The 26,675-nt window shown below is 61.0% G+C and carries 17 protein-coding genes; 5 read left to right on the forward strand and 12 right to left on the reverse strand.

Annotation, left to right across the window (positions count from 1 at the left end; all coding sequences use genetic code 11):
- On the forward strand, positions 1-1,263 hold a 1,263-nt coding region (locus BGC09_RS09005; protein WP_069803554.1), incomplete at its 5' end, for a glutamine synthetase family protein.
- A 201-nt stretch (positions 1,264-1,464) separates the two neighbouring features.
- On the opposite strand, the gene BGC09_RS09010 is transcribed toward BGC09_RS09005, so the two are convergent.
- From BGC09_RS09010 to BGC09_RS22840, 9 genes are all read right to left on the reverse strand, one after another.
- A complete protein-coding gene (locus BGC09_RS09010; RefSeq protein WP_069803555.1) occupies positions 1,465-3,105 on the reverse strand; it encodes an APC family permease in 1,641 nt (546 codons plus the stop codon).
- 395 nt (positions 3,106-3,500) lie between these two features.
- Positions 3,501-5,009: an APC family permease gene (locus BGC09_RS09015; protein WP_069803556.1), complete on the reverse strand. Its 1,509-nt coding sequence runs from the start codon at positions 5,007-5,009 to the stop codon at positions 3,501-3,503.
- Between the two features lie 172 nt (positions 5,010-5,181).
- Positions 5,182-6,147: a TIGR03621 family F420-dependent LLM class oxidoreductase gene (locus BGC09_RS09020; RefSeq protein ID WP_069803557.1), complete on the reverse strand. Its 966-nt coding sequence runs from the start codon at positions 6,145-6,147 to the stop codon at positions 5,182-5,184.
- A 289-nt stretch (positions 6,148-6,436) separates the two neighbouring features.
- The gene (locus BGC09_RS09025; RefSeq protein ID WP_176728882.1) at positions 6,437-6,955 is read right to left on the reverse strand and encodes an acetyl-CoA carboxylase biotin carboxyl carrier protein; all 519 of its coding nucleotides are present in this window, start codon (positions 6,953-6,955) and stop codon (positions 6,437-6,439) included.
- A gap of 149 nt (positions 6,956-7,104) precedes the next feature.
- Positions 7,105-8,349 carry a beta-ketoacyl-ACP synthase II gene (fabF, locus tag BGC09_RS09030; protein WP_069803559.1) on the reverse strand — a complete coding sequence of 415 codons (1,245 nt, stop codon included), beginning with the start codon at positions 8,347-8,349 and terminating at the stop codon, positions 7,105-7,107.
- A gap of 156 nt (positions 8,350-8,505) precedes the next feature.
- Entirely contained in the window at positions 8,506-9,855 is a 1,350-nt protein-coding gene (gene accC, locus BGC09_RS09035) for an acetyl-CoA carboxylase biotin carboxylase subunit (protein ID WP_069803560.1), read from the reverse strand.
- A gap of 341 nt (positions 9,856-10,196) precedes the next feature.
- Positions 10,197-12,512 (reverse strand): serine/threonine-protein kinase, encoded by a 2,316-nt coding sequence (locus tag BGC09_RS09040; RefSeq protein ID WP_084658241.1) that lies wholly within the window; start codon positions 12,510-12,512, stop codon positions 10,197-10,199.
- A gap of 373 nt (positions 12,513-12,885) precedes the next feature.
- Positions 12,886-13,779 carry a 16S rRNA (adenine(1518)-N(6)/adenine(1519)-N(6))-dimethyltransferase RsmA gene (gene rsmA, locus BGC09_RS09045; RefSeq protein ID WP_218104001.1) on the reverse strand — a complete coding sequence of 298 codons (894 nt, stop codon included), beginning with the start codon at positions 13,777-13,779 and terminating at the stop codon, positions 12,886-12,888.
- Between the two features lie 39 nt (positions 13,780-13,818).
- Positions 13,819-14,607, reverse strand: a complete 789-nt coding sequence (locus BGC09_RS22840) for a hypothetical protein (protein WP_069803563.1) — start codon at positions 14,605-14,607, stop codon at positions 13,819-13,821.
- 257 nt (positions 14,608-14,864) lie between these two features.
- On the opposite strand from BGC09_RS22840, the gene BGC09_RS09055 reads away from it, so the two are divergent.
- A complete protein-coding gene (locus tag BGC09_RS09055; protein ID WP_069803564.1) occupies positions 14,865-17,246 on the forward strand; it encodes a transglycosylase domain-containing protein in 2,382 nt (793 codons plus the stop codon).
- Between the two features lie 228 nt (positions 17,247-17,474).
- Entirely contained in the window at positions 17,475-18,077 is a 603-nt protein-coding gene (locus BGC09_RS09060) for a GvpU-like protein (RefSeq protein WP_069803565.1), read from the forward strand.
- 135 nt (positions 18,078-18,212) lie between these two features.
- Here BGC09_RS09060 and BGC09_RS09065 read toward each other — a convergent pair whose 3' ends face one another.
- The gene (locus BGC09_RS09065) at positions 18,213-20,228 is read right to left on the reverse strand and encodes a WD40 repeat domain-containing serine/threonine-protein kinase (protein WP_084658245.1); all 2,016 of its coding nucleotides are present in this window, start codon (positions 20,226-20,228) and stop codon (positions 18,213-18,215) included.
- Between the two features lie 86 nt (positions 20,229-20,314).
- Here BGC09_RS09065 and BGC09_RS09070 point away from each other — a divergent pair, with 86 nt between their 5' ends.
- Complete coding sequence (locus BGC09_RS09070; protein ID WP_069803567.1) at positions 20,315-21,055, forward strand: MBL fold metallo-hydrolase; 741 nt, start codon at positions 20,315-20,317, stop codon at positions 21,053-21,055.
- Between the two features lie 35 nt (positions 21,056-21,090).
- On the opposite strand, the gene BGC09_RS09075 is transcribed toward BGC09_RS09070, so the two are convergent.
- A complete protein-coding gene (locus BGC09_RS09075; RefSeq protein ID WP_069803568.1) occupies positions 21,091-24,483 on the reverse strand; it encodes a glycosyltransferase in 3,393 nt (1,130 codons plus the stop codon).
- Positions 24,484-24,518: 35 nt separating this feature from the next.
- Positions 24,519-25,316, reverse strand: a complete 798-nt coding sequence (locus BGC09_RS09080) for a glycosyltransferase (protein WP_069803569.1) — start codon at positions 25,314-25,316, stop codon at positions 24,519-24,521.
- A 358-nt stretch (positions 25,317-25,674) separates the two neighbouring features.
- On the opposite strand from BGC09_RS09080, the gene BGC09_RS09085 reads away from it, so the two are divergent.
- Positions 25,675-26,631 (forward strand): DUF488 domain-containing protein, encoded by a 957-nt coding sequence (locus BGC09_RS09085; protein WP_069803570.1) that lies wholly within the window; start codon positions 25,675-25,677, stop codon positions 26,629-26,631.
- The last annotated feature ends 44 nt before the right edge of the window (positions 26,632-26,675 follow it).

A 26,675-nucleotide genomic window follows, 5' to 3' on the forward strand; every position in this document is an offset into this window, starting at 1 on the left:
ATGGCGCGCTCGAAGATTGTGCCACTGAGCCGCTGGGAGCAGTTTGCCCGCGATGGTTTGCGCATGATCGGTGTTATGACCACGGTCGATTCGGGTACCAATCTGGTGCCTGGTACCTATCAAAGCGAGGAGCGCAACTACGGCGATGCGGTACTGCGCCCCGATCTGACCACCGCGGCGGTCGTACCCTGGCTGGATGCCAGTGCCCGTGTAATCTGTGATGCCTTCTGGCCCGATGGCTCTCCTGTGGAATCGGCCCCGCGCTACGTGCTGCGCCGGGTCCTGGAGCGTCTGGCGGCCCTGGGCTATCGTGCCCATACGGCGATCGAGTACGAGTTTTATTTGTTCCAGGATCTCCTGAGCAAGGAGCCTGTTTTCGATCGCCTGCATATTTTCCACACCCAGCGCAATGTCGCCTGCCCGGTGCCCTTGCAGATCATGGACCTCTTACCCGAGCTGGGCTTGCAAATGCTGACCTGCAATTGTGAATATGGCCCTGGGCAATATGAAATCACCTACGACGCAGAGGATGCCCTGGTGGCTGGCGACTACGGCTATACCTTCAAGAATGGGGTCAAGATGATTGCGCGCCGGCTTGGCTATCACGCTACCTTTATGACTCGCCCCTTCCTCGACCAGTCCTCTTCGGGGGCCCATGTCCACCTCAGTCTGCGCGATGCCAGTGGTCGCAATGCTTTTCTGGACACCAACGATCGTCACGGCCTCTCATCCCTGGCCTACCACTTCATCGGGGGCCTGATCAAACACATGCCGGGGGCGCTGGCACTGTTGGCTCCGACGCCGAACTGCTACCGACGCTATTTGCATCATTCCTTTGCGCCAGTCAATCTCAGCTGGGGTCTGGACGATCGCACAGCCCTGGTGCGTGTCAAGAATACTGGTGATGCCGGTACCCATATCGAGAACCGGGCCCCTTCGAGCATGAGCAATCCCTATCTGGCACTGGCTGCCACGATCGCCGCTGGCCTGCTTGGTCTTGAAGAGGAGGTTGTGCCGCCCACCCTGGCCGAAGGCCCGGCGGAAGAGCACGAGGCTTTTGCTCCACTACCAGCTACGCTAGAGGACGCTCTGCAGCATCTGGAGGCCGATACGGCTCTCCGCAATCTGTTGGGCATGCAGTTTACTGAGATCTTCATTAAGGCCAAGCGTCAGGAGCTGGAACGCCGCGGCGACTATGTGCGCCAGCGTCTCCAGGCTGCTGAACTGGAGTGGGAAGAGCAGGAGTATCTGGCCGACTTCTGAGCGGGGACGGACGGGCTGAGGCTGGGCTGGTGTGTTGCCAGCCTGGACCTGCCGCCAATGTCTGCCGCAAGCAGGACAACAAGAGGGACCGAGGTCGGTGCCTTGCCTGGTCCACTCGACCAGCGGGCACTGGCTCCGGTCCCTTGCCTTCTTGCCTGCAGGCGGATAGCGCGCATTCTGTGCCGCCGCCCGCGGAAGATGCTAGACGTCAGCGCGCAAGATGCGACCCAGGAATTCGTAGCGCTCGGGGTGGCGCCGCGCCAGATAGAAGGCGTAGAGCAATCCGATGATCACCCAGCCGATGACGAAGAGCGGCAGGATGTTCAACGGGAACGGCGTGGGGAAGAAGCCCAGGCCAGTAAAGAAGTCGCCGATGATCGGCAGTGGCGGCATGATGAAGGAGAGCAAGGGGATGAGCAGGAAGAGGCAGCTCACAATCGGTGCGATCAGGTGGAGCAGCGGATTAAAGTTTGCGCGGTCGAAGCGCAAGGCAAAGGCAGGCAGCGAGAAATTCACCAGAATATAGACCACCAGGAAGCTGATCGTGCCAATTGTGGCCAGCCAGGCATAGCTGGTAATGCCGCTGGTCTGCGTGTAGACCTTGCCGTCGGCAATGCCCAGAGCGTAGCTCACGCTGCCATCGGGGTTGTTCTTCTGGATGATGAAGGCCAGGAAGATGATGACCAGAATCGTGAACAGGCTCTGAGCCATGATGGCATAGTGGGGACTCTTCCAGCGTGGGTGCGTACGCCCGAAGACGCGCGGCAGGATGCCCTCACGGCCCATCGCGTAGAAGTAGCGCACCATCCCATTATGGAAAGCCAGACAGGCAGCAAAGCTGCTCGTCGTGACGGCGATAATCATCAGAACCTTGAGCCAGCCACCGACGAAATGGTCAGCCAGATTGTAGTAGGGAGTCGGGGCGATGGTGATGTTGCCCAGGGTATCGCCGGCATGCTGCCAGCCAAGGCCGATGACGGCGCTATAGGTGGTCCAGATGTAGAGTATGGCCATGATCAGGATCACCGAGAAGATAGCCATCGGCACAGCCCGGCGCGGGTTACGCGACTCCTCGCCGTAGACGGCGCCAGCCTCGAAACCGATCCAGGACCAGATGCCGAGCGCCATCGCCACACCGATGCCCAGCACTCCACCCGGGGCGACCCCTTTCAGATCAGAGCCTGCGGGCGTAAAGGTGTGGAGCAGGTCATGACCCGAGGCCCCGCCACGGATGGTGATCATCAGATCGAGCAGCACCAGGCTCCCGATTTCCAGCACCAGGAAAGGAGCCAGCCACCAGGTGGACCACTTGATGTCAAAGAAGGAGAGCAAAAAGACGAGGACACAGCCGATCAGGGCGTAGGTCACCCAGCCCAGCGGCATCTGGAAACCGAGATAGGTGGAAATATTAATGTCTGCCAGACCACCAAAGGCCGCCTGAGAGGAAGCTTCGAAAATAGCGTAGCCGAAGAGCATCAGCCAGCCCGCCTGGAAGGCCGTGCCCGCTCCCAGGCCATGCCGTACCCAGGTATAGAAGCCGCCCGCCGAGGTCAGGCGACGCGAGAAATAGACGATCGAGATCCCGAAGAGCAGCAGCCCGATCGCCGAGAGCAGGAAGACCAACGGCACGCTGGCGCCAGCCTGTGCGGCCATGTTGGGGACATTAAAGAACATGGCCGCAATCGGCGCCGCCCCAGCGAAGCAGTAATACATGACGCTGGGCATGCCGATAGCATTGATGTGCAGCTTGTCGAGGTCCTGGCGCTGCTCCAGGGCAATGTCACCCTCGGGAAGGGCCGCGCCGGGCGCCGTCTGCCCCACCAATTCTTCCTGAGATGCCATAAATCACCTCCAGTTCAGGTCTTGCTGTGAAGACCAGATCATCTGCAGAGCGCTTGATTGCTGAATAGCGATAAACCTGGTGTGATGCTGTCCTGGGTTAAGGCAACGCTGCTGATAGAGTGCACTGCTACTTTGCTTGCTGGCGCACTGGCTTGCTTACCCCTCCCTGCGCTACCTGCCCTGGCCCTGCCTTCTCCTCGATGAGAGGAGAGGGGCCAGCGCTGCAGCCTGGGAAAAAGCTGGGCGCCGGTTAGCAAACCGGTGCGCCACTCTCTCCCGTCTCTTCTCCCGCCGATTTGCGGGGCAGCGGGCAACGGCGCTGACAGCGGTCCTGGCTGGCTGCCTCTGCTACCAACAATAACAGCAGAGCCAGACCCTGTCAACGCGCTTGCCGACTAAGCCCCATGCTCGATCTCTTGCCAGGCTGCTTCGCCGGTTGCAAACATGCTGATGATGGCACCAATCATCAGTGTGGCTGCCGTCAGACCTGCGACAATCAGGCTCCACTGCTGGTTTGTCAGCAGCGGCACCCACGAGTTCAGGGCCGTGTCAATGATGGCGACAATGCCGGTGATCAGCCCAACAACGGCACTGAGCAGTAGCACGGGAATTGGCACAAGGCGGTTCAATAGCAGAGCCCGGCGATCACGTATATACAGTCCCAAGATCAGAATAAACAGGAAAATCGTGGAAAAGGCCCACAGGATGGTCCCGGCTCCGATACCGACGAAGTAGACTTCGAGAGACAGGTCCGCCGGATTACTGCCAAACATATAAGGAATGACCATAAAGAAGAGAATCGTGATGAAGATGGCTGCGGCAGTCTGAATGGCGACAGCGCGCGCTGGTTGGCGATTGGTGTTGAGGAGGCCCAGACCCACCGGGATGCGGCGGTCGAAGCCAGCCACCATCAGGAAGCGAGCGTAGATGTGGTTATAGACCATCGTCACCAGACAGAAGACACCTAGCATACAGACGGCCATCACATTGCCAGCCAATTTCCCCAGCGCGGTATCAACTGTGCTCACGAGGGCAAAGAGCACGTAGGCGGACTTTGGCCCTTCGACGACCAGGACGGCAAAGGTCACGAGGACATAGCTAACCACCACGATCAGTGTCCCCCACAGCAAATGGCGCGTGATCAGGTGGCGACGTGTCTCTGCGCTGGGGGCGATCGTCTCCGCCTGCATGGTGATCGGCAGATAAACCCCCAGATAGCCCAGGGTAATCACCCCAAAGAGGCCGAAGTTTCCTCCAGTCTTTGGGTCCCAGCTAATCAGCCAGTCCGAAAGCCGCGAGAAGCTCGCCGCCGGCGCGTGCCCGGTCACAAGCCAGACAATGCCCGCTAGAACGACTAGACCACTGGCGATCATTAAGAGGACAAAGGTGGCATTGGTAATGTTCTGTACCGTGCGGTGCGGCTGCACAGCCATGAAGCCCGAGATCAGGATGACAACGCTCAGGGCCAGACCTTGCTGCCAGGGAGCAGTCAGCCAGCCGCTGTTGAGGCCAGGGATGTAGCTGATCGCCAGGTCGCTGGTGGCCATCAAGAGTAAGGGAGCAGGCAGCCAAACGCAGAAGCCTACGAAGAAGCTCATGTAGCTGCCGAAGATGCGATAGGCCCAGTTGTAGAGCGAGCCTTCATGTGGAAAGATGACGCTCAGTTGGGCGGTGACAACGGCACAGGGCACGAAGAAAAGGATCGCTCCTACTAGCCAAAAGGTAATGCCTGCCGCTCCGCCCGCAATGGCATTAGAGACGTTCGTCGGGAAGAAGATCAGTAACACATACAGCGTTATCAGGTCCCAGCTTGTCAAAATCGCCGGCATGACCTTGGCTGGATACTCTTCAGAAGTCAGTACATGCGGCGGTCTCTCCCCCCGTGACCGGCTACTGGTGATCATGGAACCTCCTTCAATGATTGCAGTTCCCACGTGCTCTCACCATAGCAGATACTTTCATACATGTCAATGCATTTGTCTCACAAATGCAATAAATGTATGTTGTTATAACATCTCTATAAAGGAGCCAGAGGGGAAGCAAGCAGGCTATGCTTGGAGGGAGAGTCTGGGTGGATTAACTGTTCAGTAGGGCTATGGCGGGTGCGAGGGACTCCATATATTCTTCCCAGACTACCCAATAGGAAATGTGATACTGCTGATGATAGTGGAGTAATTGGGTGGAGATCTCTTCTGGGTTGCCGGTGAGGAAATAGGGTGTCGTAGCGACCTCCTGCTCGCTGAGACCGTAGCGAGAGGCGACCTGGGCCAGGGCCTGCTGACGCTCGTCAGTCAAGATGACTTCAAGAACGATCAGGTTCAGTTCGAGGGAGGCAAAGCGAGGACCGGCGGCCTGGCGCACCCAGGTCAGCTTCTCAGCCAGAGCGGGGGCCAGGGCATCCTGTATATCCAGACTCTGATTCATGTGGCCGGCCACGCTGATGGTCTGTGTCCGTGGGGAGAAGCCGACGATGGTCGCCTCGCGTGCCGCCAGCGAGAGCAGACGTTTGCCGCTGCCGCCCACCAGAATCGGCGGATAGGGGCGCTGCTGCGGTTGCAGGGCGAGAGCCAGCCCCTCGATCGTGTAGTGCTGACCACTAAAGTGGAGCCGCTCGCCGGCGAGCAGCGCCTTGATAATTTGCAACGATTCTGCGAGCCGCTCGATGCGCACGCCGGGCGAGGCAAAGGGAATACCGCACTGCTGGTACTCACTGGCCATCCAACCGGCCCCCAGGCCCAGCTCAAAGCGTCCGCCCGAGAAGACATCGAGGGTGGCCACCTCGCGCGCCAGCATGACGGGATGGCGGAAATCGTTGGCGAAGACATAGCTGCCCACGCGCAAGCGCGTGGTGGCCGCGGCAATGTGGGCCAGAGCCAGTGTTGTTGCAAACTGGTCTCCGATGTGGTCGGGCAGCAGAAAAGTTGAGTAGCCCAGCTGTTCAGCGCGCTGCGCCTGCGCTAGCAGGGTCGTCAGATCAGGTGTGGTGTTGTGTGAGAGGACGCCGAAGCGCAGGGGACGACGATTGTCAGGCAGCTTACTCATAGGCTACGACACTCCTTATCTCAGCCCGCCTTCTTCCCGGCAACAGGGTGCTCTTAATGGGGACAGGCAGGAAGGCAGGGAAAAGGGACCTGCCGGTCTGCTGGCTGTGCTGGCTGTGCTGGCTGTGCTGGCTGTGCCAGTTGTGCCGGCCCCGCAGGGAGCCTCTTGCTCCCGACCAGGTCCCTGGAGAAACAGAGATTGGCTCTCGTGCTTCCTCCTCATGGTTGCCTGCTGGCAGCCAGGCGGAAGAGGATCACTTGTCTTCTACGGCTTGGTCAAGTGACTCCGACTAAACCGGCTCAACGCGCAAGAGTACCTCATCCTTCTGGACGACTGCGCCGTTCTCTACCAGGATCTTGGTCACGCGCCCGGCGACCGGGGAAGGCACCTCGTTAAAGGACTTCATGGCCTCGATCAGGGCCACGGTTTGACCGACCTGGATGACATCGCCGACCGAGATGAAAGGTGGTGCATCCGGCGAGGGAGCGGAGTAGTAGACTCCCGAGAGCGGCGCTACGATCGGCAGCGTGCGTTCCTCCTCGCGGCTCTTAGCCGAGGCGGCCTTGCCGGTTCCTACCGTTCGTTTCGCCGCGCCCTGGCTGCGTGCCATCGTCACGGGCTGTGCCACCACCTCGCTGACGGTCGGAGCGGTTACCAGCACCATCCCAGGTTGGCGGCGGATGATAATCTCCAGCTCGTTCTCATTTAGCTCCAGCTCGGCCACCGAGCTGCCTTCGAGCGCGTGCACCAGTTGCTCCAGGCGCTCGATCCAGGCCGTCTTCCGATCTTCTTCCTTAGTGCTCATCATTGCTCTCGCTTGCAGATTAGTGGATATGGCAAACCGGAGCAGGCCATAGCCGGGACCTCTCTCCCAGTGCGTGCCTTGCACGAGGCTCATCTACCCCGGTTCGCTCAGACTCGAGGGGTGAGCAGACAGCAGCGTAGCGAAGCTGCTGACTACTCGCCCTCCTCGTAGCGCTTGAAGATCAGGCAGGCGTTGTGGCCACCGAAGCCCATCGAATTGGACATAGCTACTCTGACCTGGGCCTGGCGCGCCTGGTTAGGCACATAGTCCAGATCGCAATCGGGGTCGGGATGATGCAGATTAATGGTTGGTGGAATAATGCCGGTGAGCAGGGTCATGATGCTGATGACCGCCTCAACGGCTCCTGCCGCCCCGAGGGTGTGGCCGGTCATCGACTTTGTGGAGCTGATCGCCAGGCGATAGGCGTGCTCGCCGAAGCAGGTCTTGATAGCCTGGGTTTCGGTGCGATCGTTATAGGGCGTCGAAGTGCCGTGCGCATTGATATAATCAACATCTTCGGGCCGCAGGCCAGACTTGCGCAGGGCCATCTGCATCGCGCGCACCAGGCCCGCGCCACCAGGAGCAGGCTCGGTCACATGGTGAGCATCGCCCGTGGCGCCGTAGCCGACCATCTCGGCCAGGATCGTCGCGCCGCGCGCCCTGGCAAACTCCAGCTCTTCCATAATGAGCACCGCCGCTCCTTCGCCCATCACAAAGCCGTCGCGGGTCGCATCGAAAGGACGGCTGGCCCCCTGGGGATCATCGTTGCGTCGTGAAAGGGCATGCATGTTGTCGAAGGCGGCGATAGCGATCGGCGTAATGCCGCGCTCGGAGCCGCCGGCGATCATGGCCCGTGCGTCGCCGCGCCGGATAGTCTCCCAGGCCTCACCGATCGTATGGGCGCTGGTCGCGCAGGCCGAAACAGCGGCCCAGTTGGGACCGCGCGCCCCCGTCATGATCGAGACAATGCCTGGGGCGCCATCGACAATCATCATGTTGATGAAGAACGGGCTGATGCGGTCTGGCCCCCGTTCAAAGAGAATGCGAAACTGCTCGTGGAGGGTCATCAGGCCGCCGATGCCGCTGCCGATATAGACCCCCACATCGTCGGCGATCTCCTCGTTGATTTCCAGGCGAGCTTGAGCCAGCGCCTGCTTGGTGGCGGCGATAGCGATATGCTGGTAGGGGTCGGTGCGGCGGATCTCCTTGCGGTCCATATAGGCCGCGGGATCGAAGTTTTTGATCTGGCCCCCGAATTTCACGCGGAAGGGGCTGGTATCGAAGCCGACGATTTCGGCGATGCCGGATTTCCCTTGGCAGAGGGCTTCCCAGGAAGACGCCACATCGTTCCCCAGGGGAGTAATCAGCCCTAAACCGGTTACAACGACACGTCTCATTACGTCACCTCCTCTATAGTCGGGTTCCCTCAGCCGCTCGCGGGCCAGCGGGCGGGCCGACCAGCCAGATCGACCAGCCGGGAACGAGCGCGGAGCGGCAAGGAGAGGCCCGCTGAGAACCCAGCGAGACCTGACGCGAACCCCGTGCGGACCCGGTCAGATGCCAAGTGAGGCAGCCTCCTCCTGGAGGAACCGGGTATAGGCTTCTCCGCGGATAAAGACCTGGTGCCTGAGCAGGCGCTGGTGGAAGGGAATCGTCGTGGGCAGGCCCTCGATGATGAACTCATCGAGCGCGCGCTGCATCCGCGCAATGGCGGCGTCGCGATCCTCGGCCCACACGATGAGCTTGGCCAGCAGCGAGTCATAGTGTGGAGGAACCGAGTAGCCGGCATAAAGATGGCTATCGACGCGCACTCCCGGGCCGCCAGGCGGTAGATACTTCTCCACCAGGCCGGTCTGCGGACGAAAATCGGCCTCCGCATCCTCTGCCGTGATCCGGCACTCGATGGCGTGGCCGCGGAACTGGATGTCCTCCTGTTTCAGGCGCAGCGGCTCGCCGGCAGCAATGCGGATCTGCTCCTTGACGAGGTCGACGCTTGTCACCAATTCGGTGACCGGGTGCTCCACCTGTAGGCGTGTGTTCATCTCCATGAAATAGTAGCGGTTCTCATCGTCGAGGAGGAACTCCAGCGTACCGGCGTTGGTATAGCCGATTTGCTGCACGGCCCGAATGGCCTTCATGCCGATCTCTTGCCGTAGCTCGGGAGGCAGCAAGGGGCTGGGCGACTCCTCAAGCACCTTTTGATTGCGACGCTGGCAGGAGCAGTTACGCTCGCCCAGGTGAACGCCATTACCGTGATGATCGGCAAGCACCTGGATCTCGATGTGTCGCGCTCGCGGCAGATAGCGCTCTAGATAGAGGCCATCATCGCGGAAAGCCTCACGCACCTCGTTCTGGGCCAGGGTGAAGACGCGCTCAAACTCGTCAGGGCTGTTGACGAGACGGATGCCACGCCCTCCTCCGCCGGCGGCAGCCTTCAGCATGAGGGGAAAGCCGATCTCGCGCGCGGCCTCTCGCGCCTCCGCCAGCGTGCGTAAGACGCGGGTGCCCGGTAGCATCGGCAGCCCGGCGGCGGCCATCGCCTCGCGAGCTGAAACCTTATCGCCCATGATCGCCATCGCCGTGGCGGAAGGACCGATAAAGGTGAGATTCACATCTGCGCAGATCTGGGCAAAGCTGGGATTCTCTGAGAGGAAACCATAGCCGGGATGAATAGCTTCGGCCCCGGAGATAAGAGCGGCGCTGATAATATTCGGAATATTAAGATAACTCTTGCCGCTTGGCCCCGGTCCTATGCAGATGTGCTCGTCCGCCATGCGTACCGGCAGCGAATCGCGATCGGCCTCTGAATGGGCGATGATGGTGCGAATGCCCATCTCACGGCAGGCACGGATGATCCGTACGGCGATTTCGCCACGGTTAGCAATGAGGATTTTTCGAAACATAGCTGTTGATCGAACAGGACGAGCGCAGGGAACCTGCGCGGTCCGTGCTTGCTCTCATGGTGATGTTCCCTAACCTGATATGGCAGGGGCAATTTACGGGTTATTATACCATGCCCGCTCGAATGCGACCAGTGGGGCAGCGGACTCTTCTCCGCCAGTCAGACAGGCTTGCTCCCTCGGCTGATCAGAAATGGGGGGCAGCGATGTCTTTGCTTCTCTGGGCGAAGCGAGCGGCCTGGACCCCTGCGAACAGCAGTGAGGAAAGGCGGACTGGCGGCAGGCAGCAAGGGAGGCCCGCGACCTGCTCTGGTGGCGCGGGCGCGCGCCGAGGCCTCTTCGGCTCAGAAGTTCCAGGAGGATATTCGCGGACCTGTCGCAGTCTGTTCGCGCAGGCGAGCGGCTTCGGCCTCGGCCTGGCGGGCCTCGCGCTTCCGTCGCAGCTTTTTGAGGACCTCGGCTTTGCGTTCCCAGTGATCAGGATCGTTGGGGGCGATTTGAATGGCATGCTCGGCGGCCTCCAGTGCCTCGTCATAGCGGCCCAGCTCCTGGCAAAGCAGGGCTTTATTATGCCAGGCTGAGGCGAGCTGAGGGTCGCGTCGCAGGGCCTCATCGTAGGCTTCCAATGCCTGGCGATAGTATCCCAGGCGATAGAGCGTATTCCCTTTCCCGTTCCAGCAGAGAGTCAGATCCCGGTTCAGCATCAGAGCCTGATCGTAGGCGCGCAAGGCTTCGGGGTAGCGCTCCAGGGCATACAAGGCGGCTGCTTTGCCCTGCCAGGCCAGGGCATGATTGGGGTCGAGGGCCAGGGCGCGATTATAGCTTTCCAGGGCAGCGGCGTGGCGGCCTTGCTCGCTGAGAATCGCGCCGCGCCGTATCCAGGCTTTGACATAGCCTGGGTCGTATTTCAGGGCCTCATCCAGCATATCCAGGGCCTGGCGCAGGCGGTGCTGACCGTAGTAGATCTGGGCGATACCATACCAGGCAGGAGCATAGTGGGGATCAAGGGAGCGCGCGCGCTCAAAGGCACTCAGGGCCTCCGGCCAGCGCTGGAGGTCATAGAGGGCTGCGCCCTTGCCGGCCCAGGCAGGAACAAGGTCTGTCTGCAGTCGGGTGGCCTCCTCAAAGGAGTCGAGGGCCTGACGCACCTGGCCGAGCTCGTGGAGCACCTGCCCTCTACCGCACCAGGCCAGGGCCTGCTTATTGTCGTAGCGCAGGGCCTTTTCGAAGGCTTCGAGGGCCTCGTGTTGGCGCCCCCGACGGCTGAGCAAGAGGCCCTTGTTGTACCAGGCGCGGGCCATGCCGGGATCATAGCGCAGGGCGGTCTCGAAAGCGGCCAGCGCCTCCGCCTCGCGCCGCAGACCGGAGAGGGCGGCCCCTTTCCCATTCCAGGCAGTGGCGTTACGGCCATCAAGCTGGAGCGCTCGCTCAAAAGCTTGAAGCGCCTCCTGATAGCGATGGAGGGCGTTGAGCGCAGTACCTTTGCCGATCCAGGAAGTGACCAGCGAGGGGTCCAGCTTGAGCGCCTTGTTAAAGGACTCCAGGGCCTCTCGGTGCTGGGAGCGCACGCCATAGGTGAGGCCGCGCCCCTGCCAGGCCAGAGCCAGCGAGGGGTCGCGGGCAAGCACGCGCTCATAGAGTTCAAGCGCCTCTGTCAGGCGGCCCTGCGTTCGTAGCTGACGAGCCTGCTCAATCAGGCGACTTGTGTCGGTAAGCGTCTGGGTGGAGCTGCCCGGCTCGCCGCGACACTCGTGCAGAACCTCCAGTACGTCCTGCGTGCTGGCGGGACGCTTCTCCGGGTCCATTTCCAGCATGCGCTGAAGGAGTGCTTCCAGGGCGGGAGGCACTGCCGGATTCAGCTCCGAGGCGGGCCGGAAGAAGAAAGGCTGGTCCGAAGGATCGACGCCGGTGAGCAGATGGTGTAACAAAGCGCCCAGGCTGTAGATATCGGAACGGGGGGTCGATTGGGCCTTGCCATACTGCTCCGGGGCCGCATAGCCGGGGGAGCCGAGGGCCGTTGTATCGCGCGACTGACCTGGCTTAAAGAGGCGCGCGATGCCGAAGTCGATCAGGTAAAGGCGCCCGCTGTTATCGATCATCACGTTAGATGGCTTCAAGTCGCGGAAGACAATCGGTGGCTGATGGCTATGCAGGTAGCCGAGCACGTCGCAGAGCTGCTCGGCCCAGGTCAGCACCTGGTCGACAGATAAAGGGCCACCTCCCTGGCGCGCCAGGTATTCCTCCAGTGACTCACCCTCGATGAAGTCCATCACCAGATATGAGCGATCATTTTCGGTAAAATGATCGTAGATGCGCGGCAGATTGGGGTGGCGTAGCTCGGCCAGCAAGTTGGCCTCGCGCTCGAAAGCCTGTTCAGCCTCCTGAACACGTGCCGGGGTCAGGCCAGCTTTGCTCATCTCTTTGACTGCCACCGGACGGTTATTCAGGCGTGTATCGGCGGCTTTATAGACGGCCCCCATCCCTCCCTGACCGATCAAGCTCAGCAGCTGATAGCGCCCGGCCAGCAGCGTCTGTTCTGTCAGGGTCCCTGTCGTATGCTGGAACGGCAGGGCGGCGGCGCAGTGCTGACAGAAACGCGCCGTTGGAGGATTGGCCATGCCACAGCGGTCACAAAAGACTTCCTGCTCCTGCGTTGTCATAAAAAAACCCGTCACTCAGGCTCGAACTGCAGCGGTTCTCACTGGCGAGCAGGGGCGTCGCATCGCACTCTTCACCCATCCTATATCATAGCACAGCTAGCCAGGTCGCTGTCGGTCTGCGCCCGGCCCGGCCCGGCTTGCCTTCCTTCACAATAGCGGCTGGCCTGTCTGTCTCCTCTTCTCGCCCGCCCTGCTCGCCTCTTCCAACCGCTAAGATCCTCTGTCCGGTCGCCTCAGCGGGCCTTCGCCGGCGTCTTCGTCGCGGCCCTGCACTGTGCTCCCGTGGCAGAGGACCGATCTGTATCTATGTGCATGCATCGCTGTAAGGGCGCCTCGTAGCTGCTCTCTATGCTTCCCCTGGTCCGCTCTGTCCTCAGTCTGTAAGCTGGGGAGCCGACGTCTCCTCCTGGCTGCCGGGCGTGGTGGAGGGTAGGGTACGCCATAGCTGCAGCCATTCGTCGAGGCTCAAGGTTTCGGCGCGGCGTTCCGGCGCGATGCCAGCCTGGCGCAGCCAGTGCTGCACTGTTGCGACAGGCAAGCCCAGTCCGCGCGCCAGGGCATTATGTAGTTGCTTGCGTCGCTCTCCGAAGCCGGCCTGAACCAGGCGGAAGAAGACGGCCCGTTCAGGGGGGGTCAGCGCTGCCCGCGGCTGCACCTCGACGCGCACAATGGCAGAATCGACGCGCGGTGGTGGATAGAAAGCCCGCGCCGGTACGCGGCTGATGAGCTGCGGACGCCCGAAGAACTGGACGCTCACGCCCAACAGACTCAGGTCGCCGGGCGCGGCCACAATGCGCTGCGCGACCTCGTACTGAATCATTACAACGATCAGCCGGGGAGGATGCTCGCTCTCCAGAAAATGGCGAAAGGTGGGAGCCGTGATGTAGTAAGGCAAATTGGCCACCAGCTTGTAGGGCTGCCTCCCAAAGAGGGCGCATGGATCGACAGTCAGCAAGTTCCGAGCCACCACCTCGACATTGCCAAAAGAGGCCGTGGTTTCGGCGAGCAGGTGGAGCATAGAGCGCTCCAGTTCTACTGCAACCACACGTTCTGCGCGACGGGCCAGCTCGCGCGTGAGAACGCCGGTTCCTGCCCCCACCTCAAGGACCATATCAGTTGGTGCCAGCTCTGCCGCATCCACAATGCGCGCCAGCACGCCGCGGTCGACCAGGAAGTGTTGCCCGAACGACTTCAAAGGCCGCATGCCATGCTGTTGGAGCAGCGCACGCAAGGTGCGCAGGCTGGTCAGATCAAGCTCTTCGGCCATCGTTGACCGCACGTACCTCATGTTATAGCGAGATTGGAGCTAGAGTTTCCCCGGACCAGGGCGACGCAGCGAACCTTGCTGATGGGTGTGGACCAGCAGCCAGACGATCACGCCACCGGCTGCCAGAGGAAGTGCACATAGGAGGCAGACCACGATGACCGCGATGATGAGGCCGATAGCGGCCCCAAGCAGGCCGACAATCAGGCCGATGAAGCCACCGACCAGCCCCACGATCAGACCCACGCCGCCCAGTAGCAGACCCAGAATGAAGGCCCCTACCCAGGGAAGCAGTTTGAGGAGCAGCGCCACCAGGACCAGGCCGAGCACCAGCCAGACGATCTGATGGCTCCGCTGGGGCTGAGGCCGCGCCCACCAGGGAGGCTGAGACCACGCAGGGCGAGCGCTTGCCCTCCAGGGCTGAGTGGGATGGAAGGCGGGTCGCCGGCCCGGCTCTGCTCCAGGGTTTGCCTGCAGGCCAGGCTGAGCTGAGACTGCCCCTGACCAGCCCGCGCCAGGTTCGTCCACAGACGCAGCAGTCCCGCCTGGCTGGGAGACCTCCAGCGCCGGCCCTTCCTCTTCGCGATTCGGATAGTCTTGGGCCGGATAGCCGCGCCGATAACTATAGTCGTGCAATGGCTCTGGATACTGCCCAGGCGACTCCTGGTGTGGTTGGGGACTCTGGCCCCGCCCACGTCGGCGACCCACAAAGCTCCAGGACGAGGAGCGATGGCTGACGGCTCCTCCCTCAGAACCAGACGAGGACTGCCCACTCGCTCCCGCCGATTCAGGCCGCTCTGCTTGCCAGTCGTGCTCTTGCTGCTGCTGCATAGGTCTCGCTCCTTGTGCTCCTCGCTCGCTACTGGTTCTAGCCTCTTTTCCCTGACGCTGGCTGCAGTGATATAATGCCCCTCCAGGGAACGATCTATTACCATAGGATACGCAAAGAGGCTACGAGGGTTGCAGAGTGGTCTCGAATTACCTATGATGATACGCGAAAACACATCGATCGTTCTATAAATGGAAGAAAGTCATGCTGCATTCGCTATGACCAGATCTGTTCGCTTGCCGAGGAGAGGAAGGGAGCAATGGAGTACCACGAGAAGCAACCCGCAGGGGGACCCGAGCGCGGCGGAACGCTGAGCCCCAGGGTACCAGGACTACAGCTACCGGCCCGCCGCCGTCCAGAGGCCCGGGGGCAGCCAGGTGTCCTGGCTCCTTTACCCGCTACGGGCGCAAAGAGTGGCGTCCCTCCACTGCGTCGCTGGCGCACCAATCGTATTCTTCTGCGTAAGCGCTGGCGCCGGCGTTTCTATCCACACCGTACACCGCGCTGGGCGCTCATGCTCCTGGTAGCTGCGCTGCTCGGCCTCGCCCTCTTTTCGAGCAGCGCTGGTGCCGTCTATGCTTATTACGAGTCGCAGCTGCCCTTGTTGCGCAATATTGCTAATAACAACGCGCTCTTCCAGACGACGCGCATCTATGACCGTAACGGCAATCTGCTCTATGAGCTGTTCGATCATAGCGCCGATCGTGGCCGTCGCACTTATGTCAGTTATACCGATATCTCGCCGCTCTTGATCAATGCCACGGTGGCTGCGGAAGACCATACTTTCTGGGAGAACTCGGGCGTTGATCTGCAGGGCATTCTGCGCGCCGTCTTCTCGAATCTCCAGAGCCAGAGTGTCGTTCAGGGTGGAAGCACAATCACGCAGCAGCTCATTAAGAACGAGTTGTTCAGCAACCAACCCCGCACCCTGGCTGTGAAAGCCGAGGAGGCCGTGCTGGCCTATGGCCTGACGCAGCAGTATCCAAAGTGGAAGATCATGGAGATGTACCTCAACACGGTCTACTACGGCGATCTCAACTATGGCGCTGAGGCTGCGGCGGAGAACTATTTCAATCTGCAGCCGAAGTGCACGGCGACGCGCTGTAAGCCAGCGGTGGCCCAGCTCGATCTGGCTCAAGCCTCGCTGCTGGCCGGGCTGCCGCAGAGTCCTTCCTACTATGATCCAACGCTCAATAAGTCTGCTGCCCTGGCGCGCCAGAAGGTGGTCTTGCAGTCGATGGTCGAGCTGGGCATGATTACCCCTCAGCAGGCCGCTGCCGCTGAGGCCGAGAGCCAGAAGTTTGTCTTTAAACCCTATAGCGCGACCCATCATATCCAGGCTCCCCACTTTGTGCAGTACGTGATCGATCAGCTCACGTCTCTGCTCGGCAGTCAGAACCTGCTCAATGGGGGCTACAATGTCTATACAACCCTCGATCTGACGCTGGAGAAGAAGATCGAGCAGATCGTTCACGATCGCCTCTATACCGTCCAATATGATCCTTATCTGGGACAGTATCAGGGGCCGCTGTATAAAACGAATAATGTGAACAATGCTGCGGTTGTGGTGATGAGTCCGACGACGGGCGAGATTCTGGCGATGGATGGCAGCGCTGATTTCAATAATCAGAGCGCAAAGGTGCAGGGCCAGTATAATTCGGCCCTCGCGCTGCGCCAGCCCGGCTCGGCCTTTAAGCCCATCGTCTATGCCACCGCCTTCGAGATGGGCTGGTATCCCGCCATGATTGTCCCGGACCATCTCACGATTTATCCGACGAAGGATGCAAATTCACCTTCCGGCTACTATACACCGAACAACTACGATCAGAAGTTTCATACGACCTTCCCGATGACGATTCGCAACGCTATTGCGAACTCGTTCAATATTCCGGCGGTGACGACCGTCGAGTACGTCGGCTTCAACAACGTTCTCAATATGGCCAAGCGTCTGGGCATTACCTCCCTTGATACCGCCGACCTGCAGGCCTGTCGTAAGAACTACAATGCCCCGAAGGCGACGCCGGAGCAATGCTTCTTCCCTTCGATCGCCTTGGGCACGGCGGAGGTCTCGCTACTGGAGCTGACCGGGGCCTATGCGACTTTCGCCAATCAGGGGGTGCGTGTCCCGCCGGTATCCATTCTGGAGATTACCGATAGCCTGGGCCACCCGCTCTATCGCTACGATGCTGCCCACCCACATGGGGTGCGCGCTCTCGGGGCCGATGTCTCCTTCCTGATTAGCAGCATCCTCTCGGATAAGGCTTCGCGCTATCACGAGTTTGGCCCGGGCAACCCGCTGGAGCTGGCCGATCGCCCGGCGGCTGCCAAAACTGGCACAACTCAGACCTTCCGCGATAACTGGACCGTTGGCTATACGCCCTATCTGGCGGTTGGCGTCTGGGCTGGCAATAGCGATAATACCCCTATGGATAATGTCATTGGCATCACGGGCGCCGGCCCCATCTGGCATGATGTGATAGAATATGCTTCCCAGCGCTATCATTATCCGGCTGAGGACTTTATCCGCCCGGCCAATGTCCATGTCGGCACGGTCTCCGCTCTCACTGGTCTCTTGCCTCGCCCTGGCGAGCCGACTGTGACCGATTGGTTTATCGACGGGACCTTGCCTACAACCTCCTGAGTGCCGGCACCTGTGAACAGTTGCCTGATCTTCCAGGCTGCAGGCGTACAGCCAGACGGCGCCGCTCTCCTCGTTCAGGCGAGTGGCGCCGCTCTCGGCGCTCTCTCTTTTCCTCTTGCTTTCCCGTCGCTGGCAGAACAGCCTTTCCCCTCGCTCCGTGATATCATAAAAGGAGCAGAGCACGCTACTGGATGTTGAACATGGCTTATTGTGGAGGTTTCTGTTTCTATGAGTAGCGAATCCGGGCAGGAAGCGAACAAGAAGGGTCCGCAGCAGCCTCAGTCATCAGCCGCTCACACGAACAACGCCAATGCTGCTGCTGCTGCCGCCTCCTCCTCCTCCTCCTCCGATGCTGAGCAGGAACTCAATGAGGCTCTGGAGAGCGGTTTCCGCCCTCTGACGCGCATGGAGCGTCGTCAGCTTTGGTTGAGGGAGTACGGCGAGCAGGATGTGGCCCTGCAGATGTGGATTCAGCTGGTGGAGCAGCATGATCTGGAGATCGAGATGATGTTGCAGATGCATGGGCTGCTCATTTTCGGGGTGATGGTGAGCACTGCCCACTATGCCCAGTTCTACATTGATCTCAACGAGGAGACACACCGCGAGCACGATCCCGATACTGCCGATGCCCTGCGCAAGTACTATACGGCGCTGGTGCCGCCGCCCGATCAGCCGGAGTATGGGCCAGAGGGCTTACCGATTGTCTACCACTATATCCATATGCGCGATGTGACGATCCTCAGCGGCGGGCACAAATTCAAGGTGCCCTACTGGCGGGGGAAGGCCGCGCGTGTCGATGCCTTTGTGGTTGGGGCGACCGTTGGGGATTAGCCTGCGGCGGGCTGCGCTGCGGTGCGAGTCTGCTGCGCGTTTTCCTCTCTTGTGATCAGGCCATCCACTGGGATGCGGCTGGCTCAGTTCTCAGTCCTGCCCAGGCTGATGGGGAGCTGGCTGGCCGTTGCGCCCTTAGTTGATCTCCCAGACATAGACGCTTCCATCCTGGCCACCGCAGGCAAGGTAGCGTCCATCAGGCGACCAGGCGAGGGAGTAAATAATACCTTGCTGGCTGTTGTAGGTGAAGCGCTGCTGCCCGTCTATGGCCTGCCAGCAATGGACGTGGCCATCCCGTCCGCCGGAGGCCAGCAGGGAACCTTGGGGGCGCCAGCTGAGGGCGTAGACTGCCCCCTTATGCCGGCGATAGGTGATCTGCTGCCTGCCATGCTGGCTCTCCCAGATCTCGACGCTGCCGCCGGTCTTCCCTGCGGCGACGTAGCGCCCGCCGCGCGACCAGGCGATGGCGTTGATGCGCCGCTGCTGGCCGTAGCAGTGAACCTCTTTCCGTGAGAGGAGCCAGGAGGTCAGAAAGCTGCGTCCTCTGTTAGCAGGACGTGCCCAGATGTGCAGGAGGCCGTCGCTGCCACCCGAGGCGAGGCGCTGGCTATCAGGCGCCCAGGCTACTGCTTTGACGCTGCGTCGATGGCCGCGATAGCTGCTGCTCTCCCAGGGACTGGTCGCGGTCCAGACACGGACGGTGGCGTCATCGCTGGCCGAGGCCAGCAACTGACCGTCGGGGGCCCAGGCCACACTGTAGACGCAGGAGGTATGGCCCTGGTAACTTGTGAGTTCATTGCCTGTGCTCGGGTTCCAGAGGCGCACCGTGCCATCGCGTCCTGCTGAGGCGAGACGCTGGCCGTCGGGTGACCAGGCCAGGCCATAGACGGGGCCACGGTGCCCATCGCAGCGCTGCAGCAAGTGCCCGCTGAGCGCTTCCCAGATCTGTACGCTGCCATCGGCCCCACTGGAGGCCAGAAGACGCCCGTCGGGTGACCAGGCGAGGGTGTAGATGCTGCTGTTCCGACGATGGCCTGTGTAGAGGCAGCGCGTGATCAGGGGGGCCGTGGGGGGCGCGACAACGGGAGCCACCGTACTCGCTGAGGCCGGCGCGGGCCGGTACGGGCTGGCGCTCGGGCGCCCCTGGCTACTCAGACGCCGGGCGAGCAGGCTTTCAAGCTCGGCCTTGATCTCCTGGATGCTGCCCGGGCGGTGGCTGGCCTCGGTCTGTACCATGCGCATCACCAGCGCCTCCAACCGCCGATGGTCGGCGTCCTGTTGGGGAAAGGGAGCAAAGGTAAAGGGGGAGAGCGAGGGGTCCTGGCCAGTGATCAGCTGATGCAGTGTGGCCCCGAGAGCGTAGATGTCGGTTTGTGGCGTCGACTGCGCACGACCGTACTGCTCTGGCGCGGCATAGCCGGCGGAACCGAGGGCCGTTGTATCGCGCGACTGACCTGGCTTAAAGAGGCGCGCGATGCCGAAGTCGATCAGATACAGGTGGCCCTCTCTTGTCAGCATGATGTTCGCCGGCTTGAGGTCGCGGAAGATAATAGGCGGCTGGCGGCTATGCAGGTAGCCGAGCACTTCGCAGAGTTGCAGACCAAGGCGCAGAACCTCGTCAAGGGGCAGTCGCCCATCGGGGATGTGGCTCAAGCGCTCCTCCAGCGTTTCCCCTTCGATAAAGTCCATCACCAGGTACCAGCGCCCGTTTTCGCAGAAGTGATCGTAGATGCGTGGCAGATTGGGATGAATCAAGCCTGCCAGCAAGAGGGCCTCTTGCTGAAAGGCTGCCGTGGCCTCCTGCAGCTCCCTGGAACTCAAGGACTGCTGACTCATCTCCTTGATGGCCAGCGTCCGCCTGGCCAGCATCAGGTCCGTTGCGCGATAGACGGCGCCGAAGCCTCCTTTCCCGACCTGGGCGGTGATCTGGTAGCGTCCTCGAAGCGAGGCGTTGGACGGAAGCAGGCCGGTAGTGGTTGGCGAGACTGGGGCTGTCGTTGTAGTCCTCGGGGGTGGTGCCTGGACCTGGCCGGGTCCTAACGCGGAGGGCGTGCCGTGCTGCAGTGGGCGACCACAGGCGAAGCAGAAGCGGGCCTGGGGACGATTCGCCGCTCCACAGATGTCACAATAAAGAAGAAAGGAACCCTGCATGATGTGCTGGTCCTACCTGCTACCGATGATCTGCCTGCATGGTAGCATCTAGAACGTTCGTCTGTCAAGAAGAGGGAAGGCAAACGATGAGCTATCTCATGCTGCTTGGTACGGGCACCTGTCAAATCGAGCTAGAGCGTCGCGCCTCCAGCGTTCTCCTGCAGCTGGCGGGGCTACCCATCCTCTTCGACTGCGGGCGCGGCATCAGCCAGCGTCTCGCTGAAGTGGGCCTCAATCCCAATGCCCTGGAACATATCGTCATCTCACACTTTCACCCCGATCACGTCTCCGATCTTATTCCCCTGCTGCATGCGGGAGCCTGGTCGCGACGACAGCCACGTAGGCAAGATCTCCATCTCTACGGGCCACCTGGACTGCAGCGCCTGATCGATGGGCTGATGCGCCTCTTCAGTCCCCACAGTTTCCGTCAGCCCCATTATCAGGTTCTGGTCCATGAAATTACAGAAGAAACATTTCAGATCGGGCCGTACCGCTTTGATTTCAGCGAGCTGCCGCCGGCAGGCAACCACGGACTGCGCTTCAGCTGGCAGGGGCAGCGCTACGCCATCACCGGTGACTCCTCCTTTCACGAGCAGGAGCGCCTCTTTCTGCAGGGCGTGGACCTGGCCATCATCGACTCTGGCCATCTCAGCGATGACGAGATCGTCCAGCTGGCCGCTGCTACCCAGGTCAGGACGCTCGTCTGCTCGCATCTCTACCGCGAGCTTGACGCAGCCCGCCTGCAGGAGCGGGCGCGCGCCGAAGGCTATCGCGGCACCCTCATCGTCGGGCGCGACCTCATGACCTTTGTCCTTCCCGACGAGTGAGCGAGGGCACGAGCGAACAGACGAGCGCTGAGACCTTAATCGTTCGGACAGAGACGATGAGCGGTTAAGAGTTCCGGTGGAATCGGGCGATCTGGCAGCGGCGGACGCCCGCGATGATGGTAGAGATGCATACCGCTGCGGGGATCGATCAGCACCAAGGTAAACTGGCGCAGCAGGGGACTACCCGGCGGCAGCGCTCGCGCCACGCGATCACCCGGGAGCCGTGGATTGAGGACGATCCAGTCAATGCTGGCTGCGGGATTGCGCAGGGCCTGCTGCCAGAGCCGGCCCGAGCCATCGTAGATCACATTGCGGAAGTTGATACCGGCCTCCGAGACGTCGAAATTGGTGGGAGAGACGTCCTCTAGGATCAGACCGCCGTTGTAGTGCCTGGCCAGGTAGATGCTGACTGGATGGGTGCCGGTGCAGGAGTTCCCATAGAGACCGTCCTGGAGGGTCACAATGCCAGTGGCGGCGATGAAGCAGGCCTGACCGCAGATCGCTCCCGCACAGGCCAGGCGTCCCAGCAGATGGAGCCGCCCCCGCAACAGGCGCAGCCCGCTGCTCATCAGCGTCGCCAGCAGCAGGGCCGCCGGTACCACTACTGCCGCCCCGTGCCGATCGTTGTAGAGGCGCCCGGGATCATGGCCCGGACCGATCTCCGGCAGCAGGATCAGCGCCTGCCCGCTATAGATCGAGAGCACGTAGAAGCCGAGTGGGGCCATGAAGGCGATCAGCGCCAGCGTCTCCGGCTTTAGCCGGTGACGGAGCAGGAAGAAGACAAAGGCCAGCAGCGAGAGAAAGAGGAGAAATGGCCCGAAGGTTTTCACCGAGAGCAGCAGGTAGGTCAGCAACGAGAGACTGACGTTGTGATAGGTATAGAAGCGACCAGCGCGCGCGAAGCTAGAGAGCAGCATCTCAGAAGAGAAAGGGCCGTGTAAGAAAAAGAAGGTGTCACCGAAGATGATGCGATTCCAGGCCAGCCAGAGAGCAATCCCCAGACCCCCCAGGAGGGCAAAAACGAGGGTATTGGCGCAGATCTCGGCGAAGGAGCGCCGCTTGAGCAGGCTGGTCAGGCTGACCAGGACAAGCAGACAGACGAAGAAGGACCAGCCTTCATAGCGGGAGAGGGTCGCCAGGAAGGTGCTGGCCGCCGCCAGAACCAGGTAGCGCGGGCGATTCTCCTGGGCCCAGCTCAGGAAGTAGTAGCCGGCCACCGTCATCATGCAAATCAGCGTCAGCTCGGTCAGCGGTGTCGACTGGAGATAGAGGATATTGGGATTGAGCATGAAGACCAGGGAGCAGAGGAAGGCGGCCCAGCGATCGCGCGTCAGACGCAAGCCACCGCGGTAGAGGTAGAGGGCGGCAATGATATAGCAGAGCATCGAGACGAAACTTCCGGCCAGTCCAGAGTGCCAGAGGAAGTCGTTCCAGACGAAGGGCAGCATCAGCACGTGAGGCAGCGGCAGCCAGACGCCACCGAGCTGGGCCAGGCCGGGCGTAGCGCTATCAAAGACGCTGCGAGCGATGCGCAGGTGGGCGTAGGCATCGCCGTAGAGCAGAATCTCCTGATGCAGAAAGAAGTAGAGGCAGGCGGTGATGCTGCTGAGACAAGCGCAGAGAAAGGTCACCAAAGCCCCCAGATCATGAGGACGCGAGCGCCGGATGCGCGGCAAGGGACGGATGGTCGTATCTGGGGTCAAGACCAGGCGCAGCGGCTTGAAGGGAGCATGGCCGCCCAGACGGATGGGGGTCAGGCCAATCTCGATCTCGCTTGGCCCACGCTGAGGGGTCGAGGGAACCACGGTGGCACTGAACTGGTTGACAGATTGCTGCTGCTTGAGCAGGTGGAAGCCGTGAAGGGTCTTTTGCCAGTAGTGAGGCCGGATGAGCAGCTCGGCGAGCGCCAGATAGGCGGCCAGACTGTCCAGCAGCCAGCAGCAGGGCATCAGTAAGGCCCAGGGCACCAGCCCATAATAGCGGCGATGCAGCAGCGCCAGCAGATTGAGGTAGAGATGGAAAAAGTTACCGAAGATCAGGCAGAAGGCGCCCGCGTAGAGAATGGGGCCGGGGAAGAGCAGATGGTAGAAAGCCTGGTAGCGGCCAGCGGTGCAGACGTAGAACAGGGAGAGCGCCCAGACGAGAGGGTTCACGAGCAGGCTGGCGGCGCTGGCGCCGATCACCAGTTGCACGCTGCAGAGTTCGCGCCAGCGCCGCTCGTGCCAGTAAGCCAGGGGATGGCGCATATAGACCAGGTAGGTCTGCATATAGCCCTTAATCCAGCGCGAGCGCTGGCGCAGCCAGTTGCTGAGGCGAGAATTGGCCTCCTCGTAGGTCGTCGAATCGAGAATCACGGTCTTGAAGCCGTGCTGGAAGAGACGCAGGCCGAGATCGCAGTCCTCTGTGACATTGAAGGCGTCCCAGCCGCCGACAGCACGTAGCACAGAGACACGGAAATGGTTTGAGGTGCCACCGAGCGGCAGCGGGAGACCGAGCCGTTGCAAGCCCGGCAGCACCAGATCAAACCAGAGGGAATACTCAGCAGTAAAGAGGCGAGTCAGGAGATTTTGAGAAGGATTATAGCAATTCAGACGCGCCTGCACACAGGCCAGCGAGTGGTCGTGCTGAGCGAAGGTCAGCACGGCTTTTTTCAGCTGCAAAGGATCGGGGATATCCTCGGCGTCGTAGATAACCAGGTAGTCGCCACGGGCATGCAGCAGCCCGTAGTTACAGGCACGGGCCTTGGTACGGGGGTAGCCGCGCGGCACGACAAGCACCCGGAAGTGAGCGGGGAGAGCCAGCTGCTTGAGAGCGGCGCGCGTCTCCAGGTCATCTTCCTCTGTCAGCAGCAAGATCTCCAAACGATCGCGAGGGTAGTCCAGGGCGCGCAGGGCGGTCACCATCTGGCCGACCACGGCGGCCTCGCGGTAGAGCGGGCACAGGATGGTATAGCGAGGCCAGTCGGCATTGTTGAGGGCGCTGATCAGGTGCTCGTCGATCCCCTCATCGCTACCGACCTCAGCGGGAGTCAGCAGATGTGTGCCCACAATAGCAAACTGCAGCAGCAGATGGGCCACATAGAGCAGCGTGATCAGAGTGGTGACCACAATGAGCGGCGTTGGCCCTTTCCAAACCAGGGCGCCACCCCAGGCCAGCAAGAAGCCACCAAGAATCACAAGTTGCGCCCGGCTGAAGGTGTGCAGGGCCGCGCGCTCAGGATGAAATGGTGCAAAGACGGTCACCTCCTTGCCATGAATCAGGATCGGACGGCAGGCCGCACGCTGGTATTCGACAAGCTCGCGACTGTTGGGGCGCGTCGCGCTGGGGCTGGCATTGCCCTCTAGCCAACGCCGATAACGCGCTACACGGTTGCGAAATTGCAGCTCGCTTAGTTTAGGGGATTCTTTTGTCAGAAGACCGGACGCCATGAATCCTCTCCTCCACACTCCTCCAGTGATACTGCTCAAATACATCCATGCTCTTCTTGATAGCAGCGACCGCTATAATTGCTCAGTTCGCAGAGCGCTTCCCAGTAGAGGGAGAGCTTACGCCGCAATGACGGCCTGACGGGTTCGCTTGCCTTCTCCGGGCCAATGGCGATCTCCGTGTAGACATAGCCAGCGCGCACAAATTTATGGATCATTTCGGCATTGATGAGGTGGCCCTGCATCTCCAGGGCTTCCTGGCGGAAAAACTCGGCGCGATAGAGCTTAAAGGGACAGTAGAGATCGCGCACCCGCAGACCCAGGGTGAAGCGCAGCAGCCAGCTCCAGAGGAGCGTGGTCAGCCGCTGCCAGCCCTGGCGCTGGCGAAAGCCGAGCACAGCGTCGTAATCGCTCAGCAGAGCAAAGCTGCGCTTGAGGAGGTCCATGTTGAAGCCAGGTCGGGCCTCCATCAACAGAACGAACTCTTTGCTGACCTGGTTCAAGGCGCTGGCCAGGGCCTGGCCGTAACTGCAGCTCGCGGGCTGATGCAAGACAATCAGACGCGGTTCCTCCGCGGCAAGGCGTTCGAGCAGTATACCTGTACGATCGTGGCTCCCGCGATCGACGGCGAGAATCTCCAGGTCGTCGGCCCAGTCTCTCAGACTGCTCAGGAGCGAGCGCACGACCAGTGCGATGCTCTCTTCGTCGTTCTGCGTCAGGAGCACGATTGAGAGGCTGCGTGGAGCAGCGGCGGCTCCCGAGTCGGACAGGGCTGAGGCCCTGCCCGCTGCCTCCGTATCCTTGCTATCGCTTTGGGCCAAGGACGAGATACTCATCGCGCTAGATATCCTTTCTCTAGATATGTGGCTACAGGTGCTTATTACCGTCTTTCTTCACACCGTAGAAGAAAGCTTTCCTTGCCTTTCTTAAGCTATTATGTAGGTGAAGAACGTAATATATATTTGCATGCAAAATGGGTCAAGATCGGAACGGGACGGAGGGGCGTACTCTGCCTCCTGATGGCGCGCTTGCCAAATGATTTTTCATGAAGTAAAATAAAAATAATAGAGTATTACCGCTGCTCTCAGTGCTGGAGGTGCGATCTAGGACTCCTTCCCTGTGGGTGTAGCTGGGCGGTCGGCTTTTCGTTGTAGTAGCTGAAAAGGCGATAAAGTGAGAGGAAGCTACCGACCCATGACTATGCTCTATCGTCAGCGGTTGCTCTTAGCGCTGGCCGAGCTGGCGGAGGGAGAGCTGGATGAGGCGAAAGCGCGGCTGCTGGTAATGCTCTTGTCTGTCCATGCTCAGCGCGAGCGAAGACAGGCCCCTTATGAATTCGTTGTTTGGGGGAAGCACTGGCGCAGCTTCGTCCTGGAGCATGATCTGCAGACGCTGCGTCTGCGGCGTTATCTGACGCCACCGCCGCGGGTGGCGCTGGCTGCTGCGGCAACGGGAACCTCCTTCCTGTCCCGACTCCGTCCGGATGATCGCCGCTTGCTGGCGCAGGTGTGGGAAGAAAGCCAGGGCTTCGCTGCTGATCAGCGCAGCGCCTTGCGGCTGCTCGGGCGAGAGCTTGCCGCCTCGTCGCTGCCGAAGGAGGTCTCTCGCGGAGCGGAAGAAGCCGTCTGCCTCTTCACGCTTGGCTATGAAGGCTTAAGCCTGGACGCCTATCTGTCCCTCTTGCTCTCACATGGGGTACGTCTCCTGGTCGACGTGCGGCGCAATCCATTTTCGCACAAGTTCGGCTTTGCCAGGAGGCGCCTGGCTCAGGCCCTCTACGAGGTAGGGATCGCCTACCTCCATTTGCCAGCTCTGGGAGTACCCTCTGAGCTACGGCGGGAGCTGGTGACCGAGGAGTCCTATCGTGCGCTCTTTGTCCATTATGCCACTGACCTGCTCCCGCAGGCGAGGGCGAGCATCGAGAGGCTGGCGGCGCTCATAGCTGAACAGCGACGGGTGGCGCTGACTTGTTTTGAAGCTGATCCCGGCCACTGTCATCGTGCTGTGCTGGCTGCTTATTTGCAGCAGCAGGGATACATTGAGGCCCCTATCGTGCATTTAATGTGTAACGCTGTCTCTCATCCAGCGCGGCAGAATCTCAGTAGTCACGACCAGCGCCAGCAGATACTGCCCGCGCTAGATGACTGCTAGCTGGCCCCGGCCTGCAAGGAGAGGGGGTCAGCTCTCGCCAGGAC

This window comes from Thermogemmatispora onikobensis, assembly GCF_001748285.1.
Lineage (GTDB): Bacteria > Chloroflexota > Ktedonobacteria > Ktedonobacterales > Ktedonobacteraceae > Thermogemmatispora > Thermogemmatispora onikobensis.

What these genes read in the sequence shown, in the direction of transcription:
- BGC09_RS09010 (WP_069803555.1), bottom strand. Translation starts at nt 3,105, where the DNA reads ATGGCATCTCAGGAAGAATTGGTGGGGCAGACGGCGCCCGGCGCGGCC.
- BGC09_RS09015 (WP_069803556.1), bottom strand. Translation starts at nt 5,009, where the DNA reads ATGATCACCAGTAGCCGGTCACGGGGGGAGAGACCGCCGCATGTACTG.
- BGC09_RS09020 (WP_069803557.1), bottom strand. Translation starts at nt 6,147, where the DNA reads ATGAGTAAGCTGCCTGACAATCGTCGTCCCCTGCGCTTCGGCGTCCTC.
- BGC09_RS09025 (WP_176728882.1), bottom strand. Translation starts at nt 6,955, where the DNA reads ATGATGAGCACTAAGGAAGAAGATCGGAAGACGGCCTGGATCGAGCGC.
- fabF (WP_069803559.1), bottom strand. Translation starts at nt 8,349, where the DNA reads ATGAGACGTGTCGTTGTAACCGGTTTAGGGCTGATTACTCCCCTGGGG.
- accC (WP_069803560.1), bottom strand. Translation starts at nt 9,855, where the DNA reads ATGTTTCGAAAAATCCTCATTGCTAACCGTGGCGAAATCGCCGTACGG.
- BGC09_RS09040 (WP_084658241.1), bottom strand. Translation starts at nt 12,512, where the DNA reads ATGACAACGCAGGAGCAGGAAGTCTTTTGTGACCGCTGTGGCATGGCC.
- rsmA (WP_218104001.1), bottom strand. Translation starts at nt 13,779, where the DNA reads ATGGCCGAAGAGCTTGATCTGACCAGCCTGCGCACCTTGCGTGCGCTG.
- BGC09_RS22840 (WP_069803563.1), bottom strand. Translation starts at nt 14,607, where the DNA reads ATGCAGCAGCAGCAAGAGCACGACTGGCAAGCAGAGCGGCCTGAATCG.
- BGC09_RS09055 (WP_069803564.1), top strand. Translation starts at nt 14,865, where the DNA reads ATGGAGTACCACGAGAAGCAACCCGCAGGGGGACCCGAGCGCGGCGGA.
- BGC09_RS09060 (WP_069803565.1), top strand. Translation starts at nt 17,475, where the DNA reads ATGAGTAGCGAATCCGGGCAGGAAGCGAACAAGAAGGGTCCGCAGCAG.
- BGC09_RS09065 (WP_084658245.1), bottom strand. Translation starts at nt 20,228, where the DNA reads ATGCAGGGTTCCTTTCTTCTTTATTGTGACATCTGTGGAGCGGCGAAT.
- BGC09_RS09070 (WP_069803567.1), top strand. Translation starts at nt 20,315, where the DNA reads ATGAGCTATCTCATGCTGCTTGGTACGGGCACCTGTCAAATCGAGCTA.
- BGC09_RS09075 (WP_069803568.1), bottom strand. Translation starts at nt 24,483, where the DNA reads ATGGCGTCCGGTCTTCTGACAAAAGAATCCCCTAAACTAAGCGAGCTG.
- BGC09_RS09080 (WP_069803569.1), bottom strand. Translation starts at nt 25,316, where the DNA reads ATGAGTATCTCGTCCTTGGCCCAAAGCGATAGCAAGGATACGGAGGCA.
- BGC09_RS09085 (WP_069803570.1), top strand. Translation starts at nt 25,675, where the DNA reads ATGACTATGCTCTATCGTCAGCGGTTGCTCTTAGCGCTGGCCGAGCTG.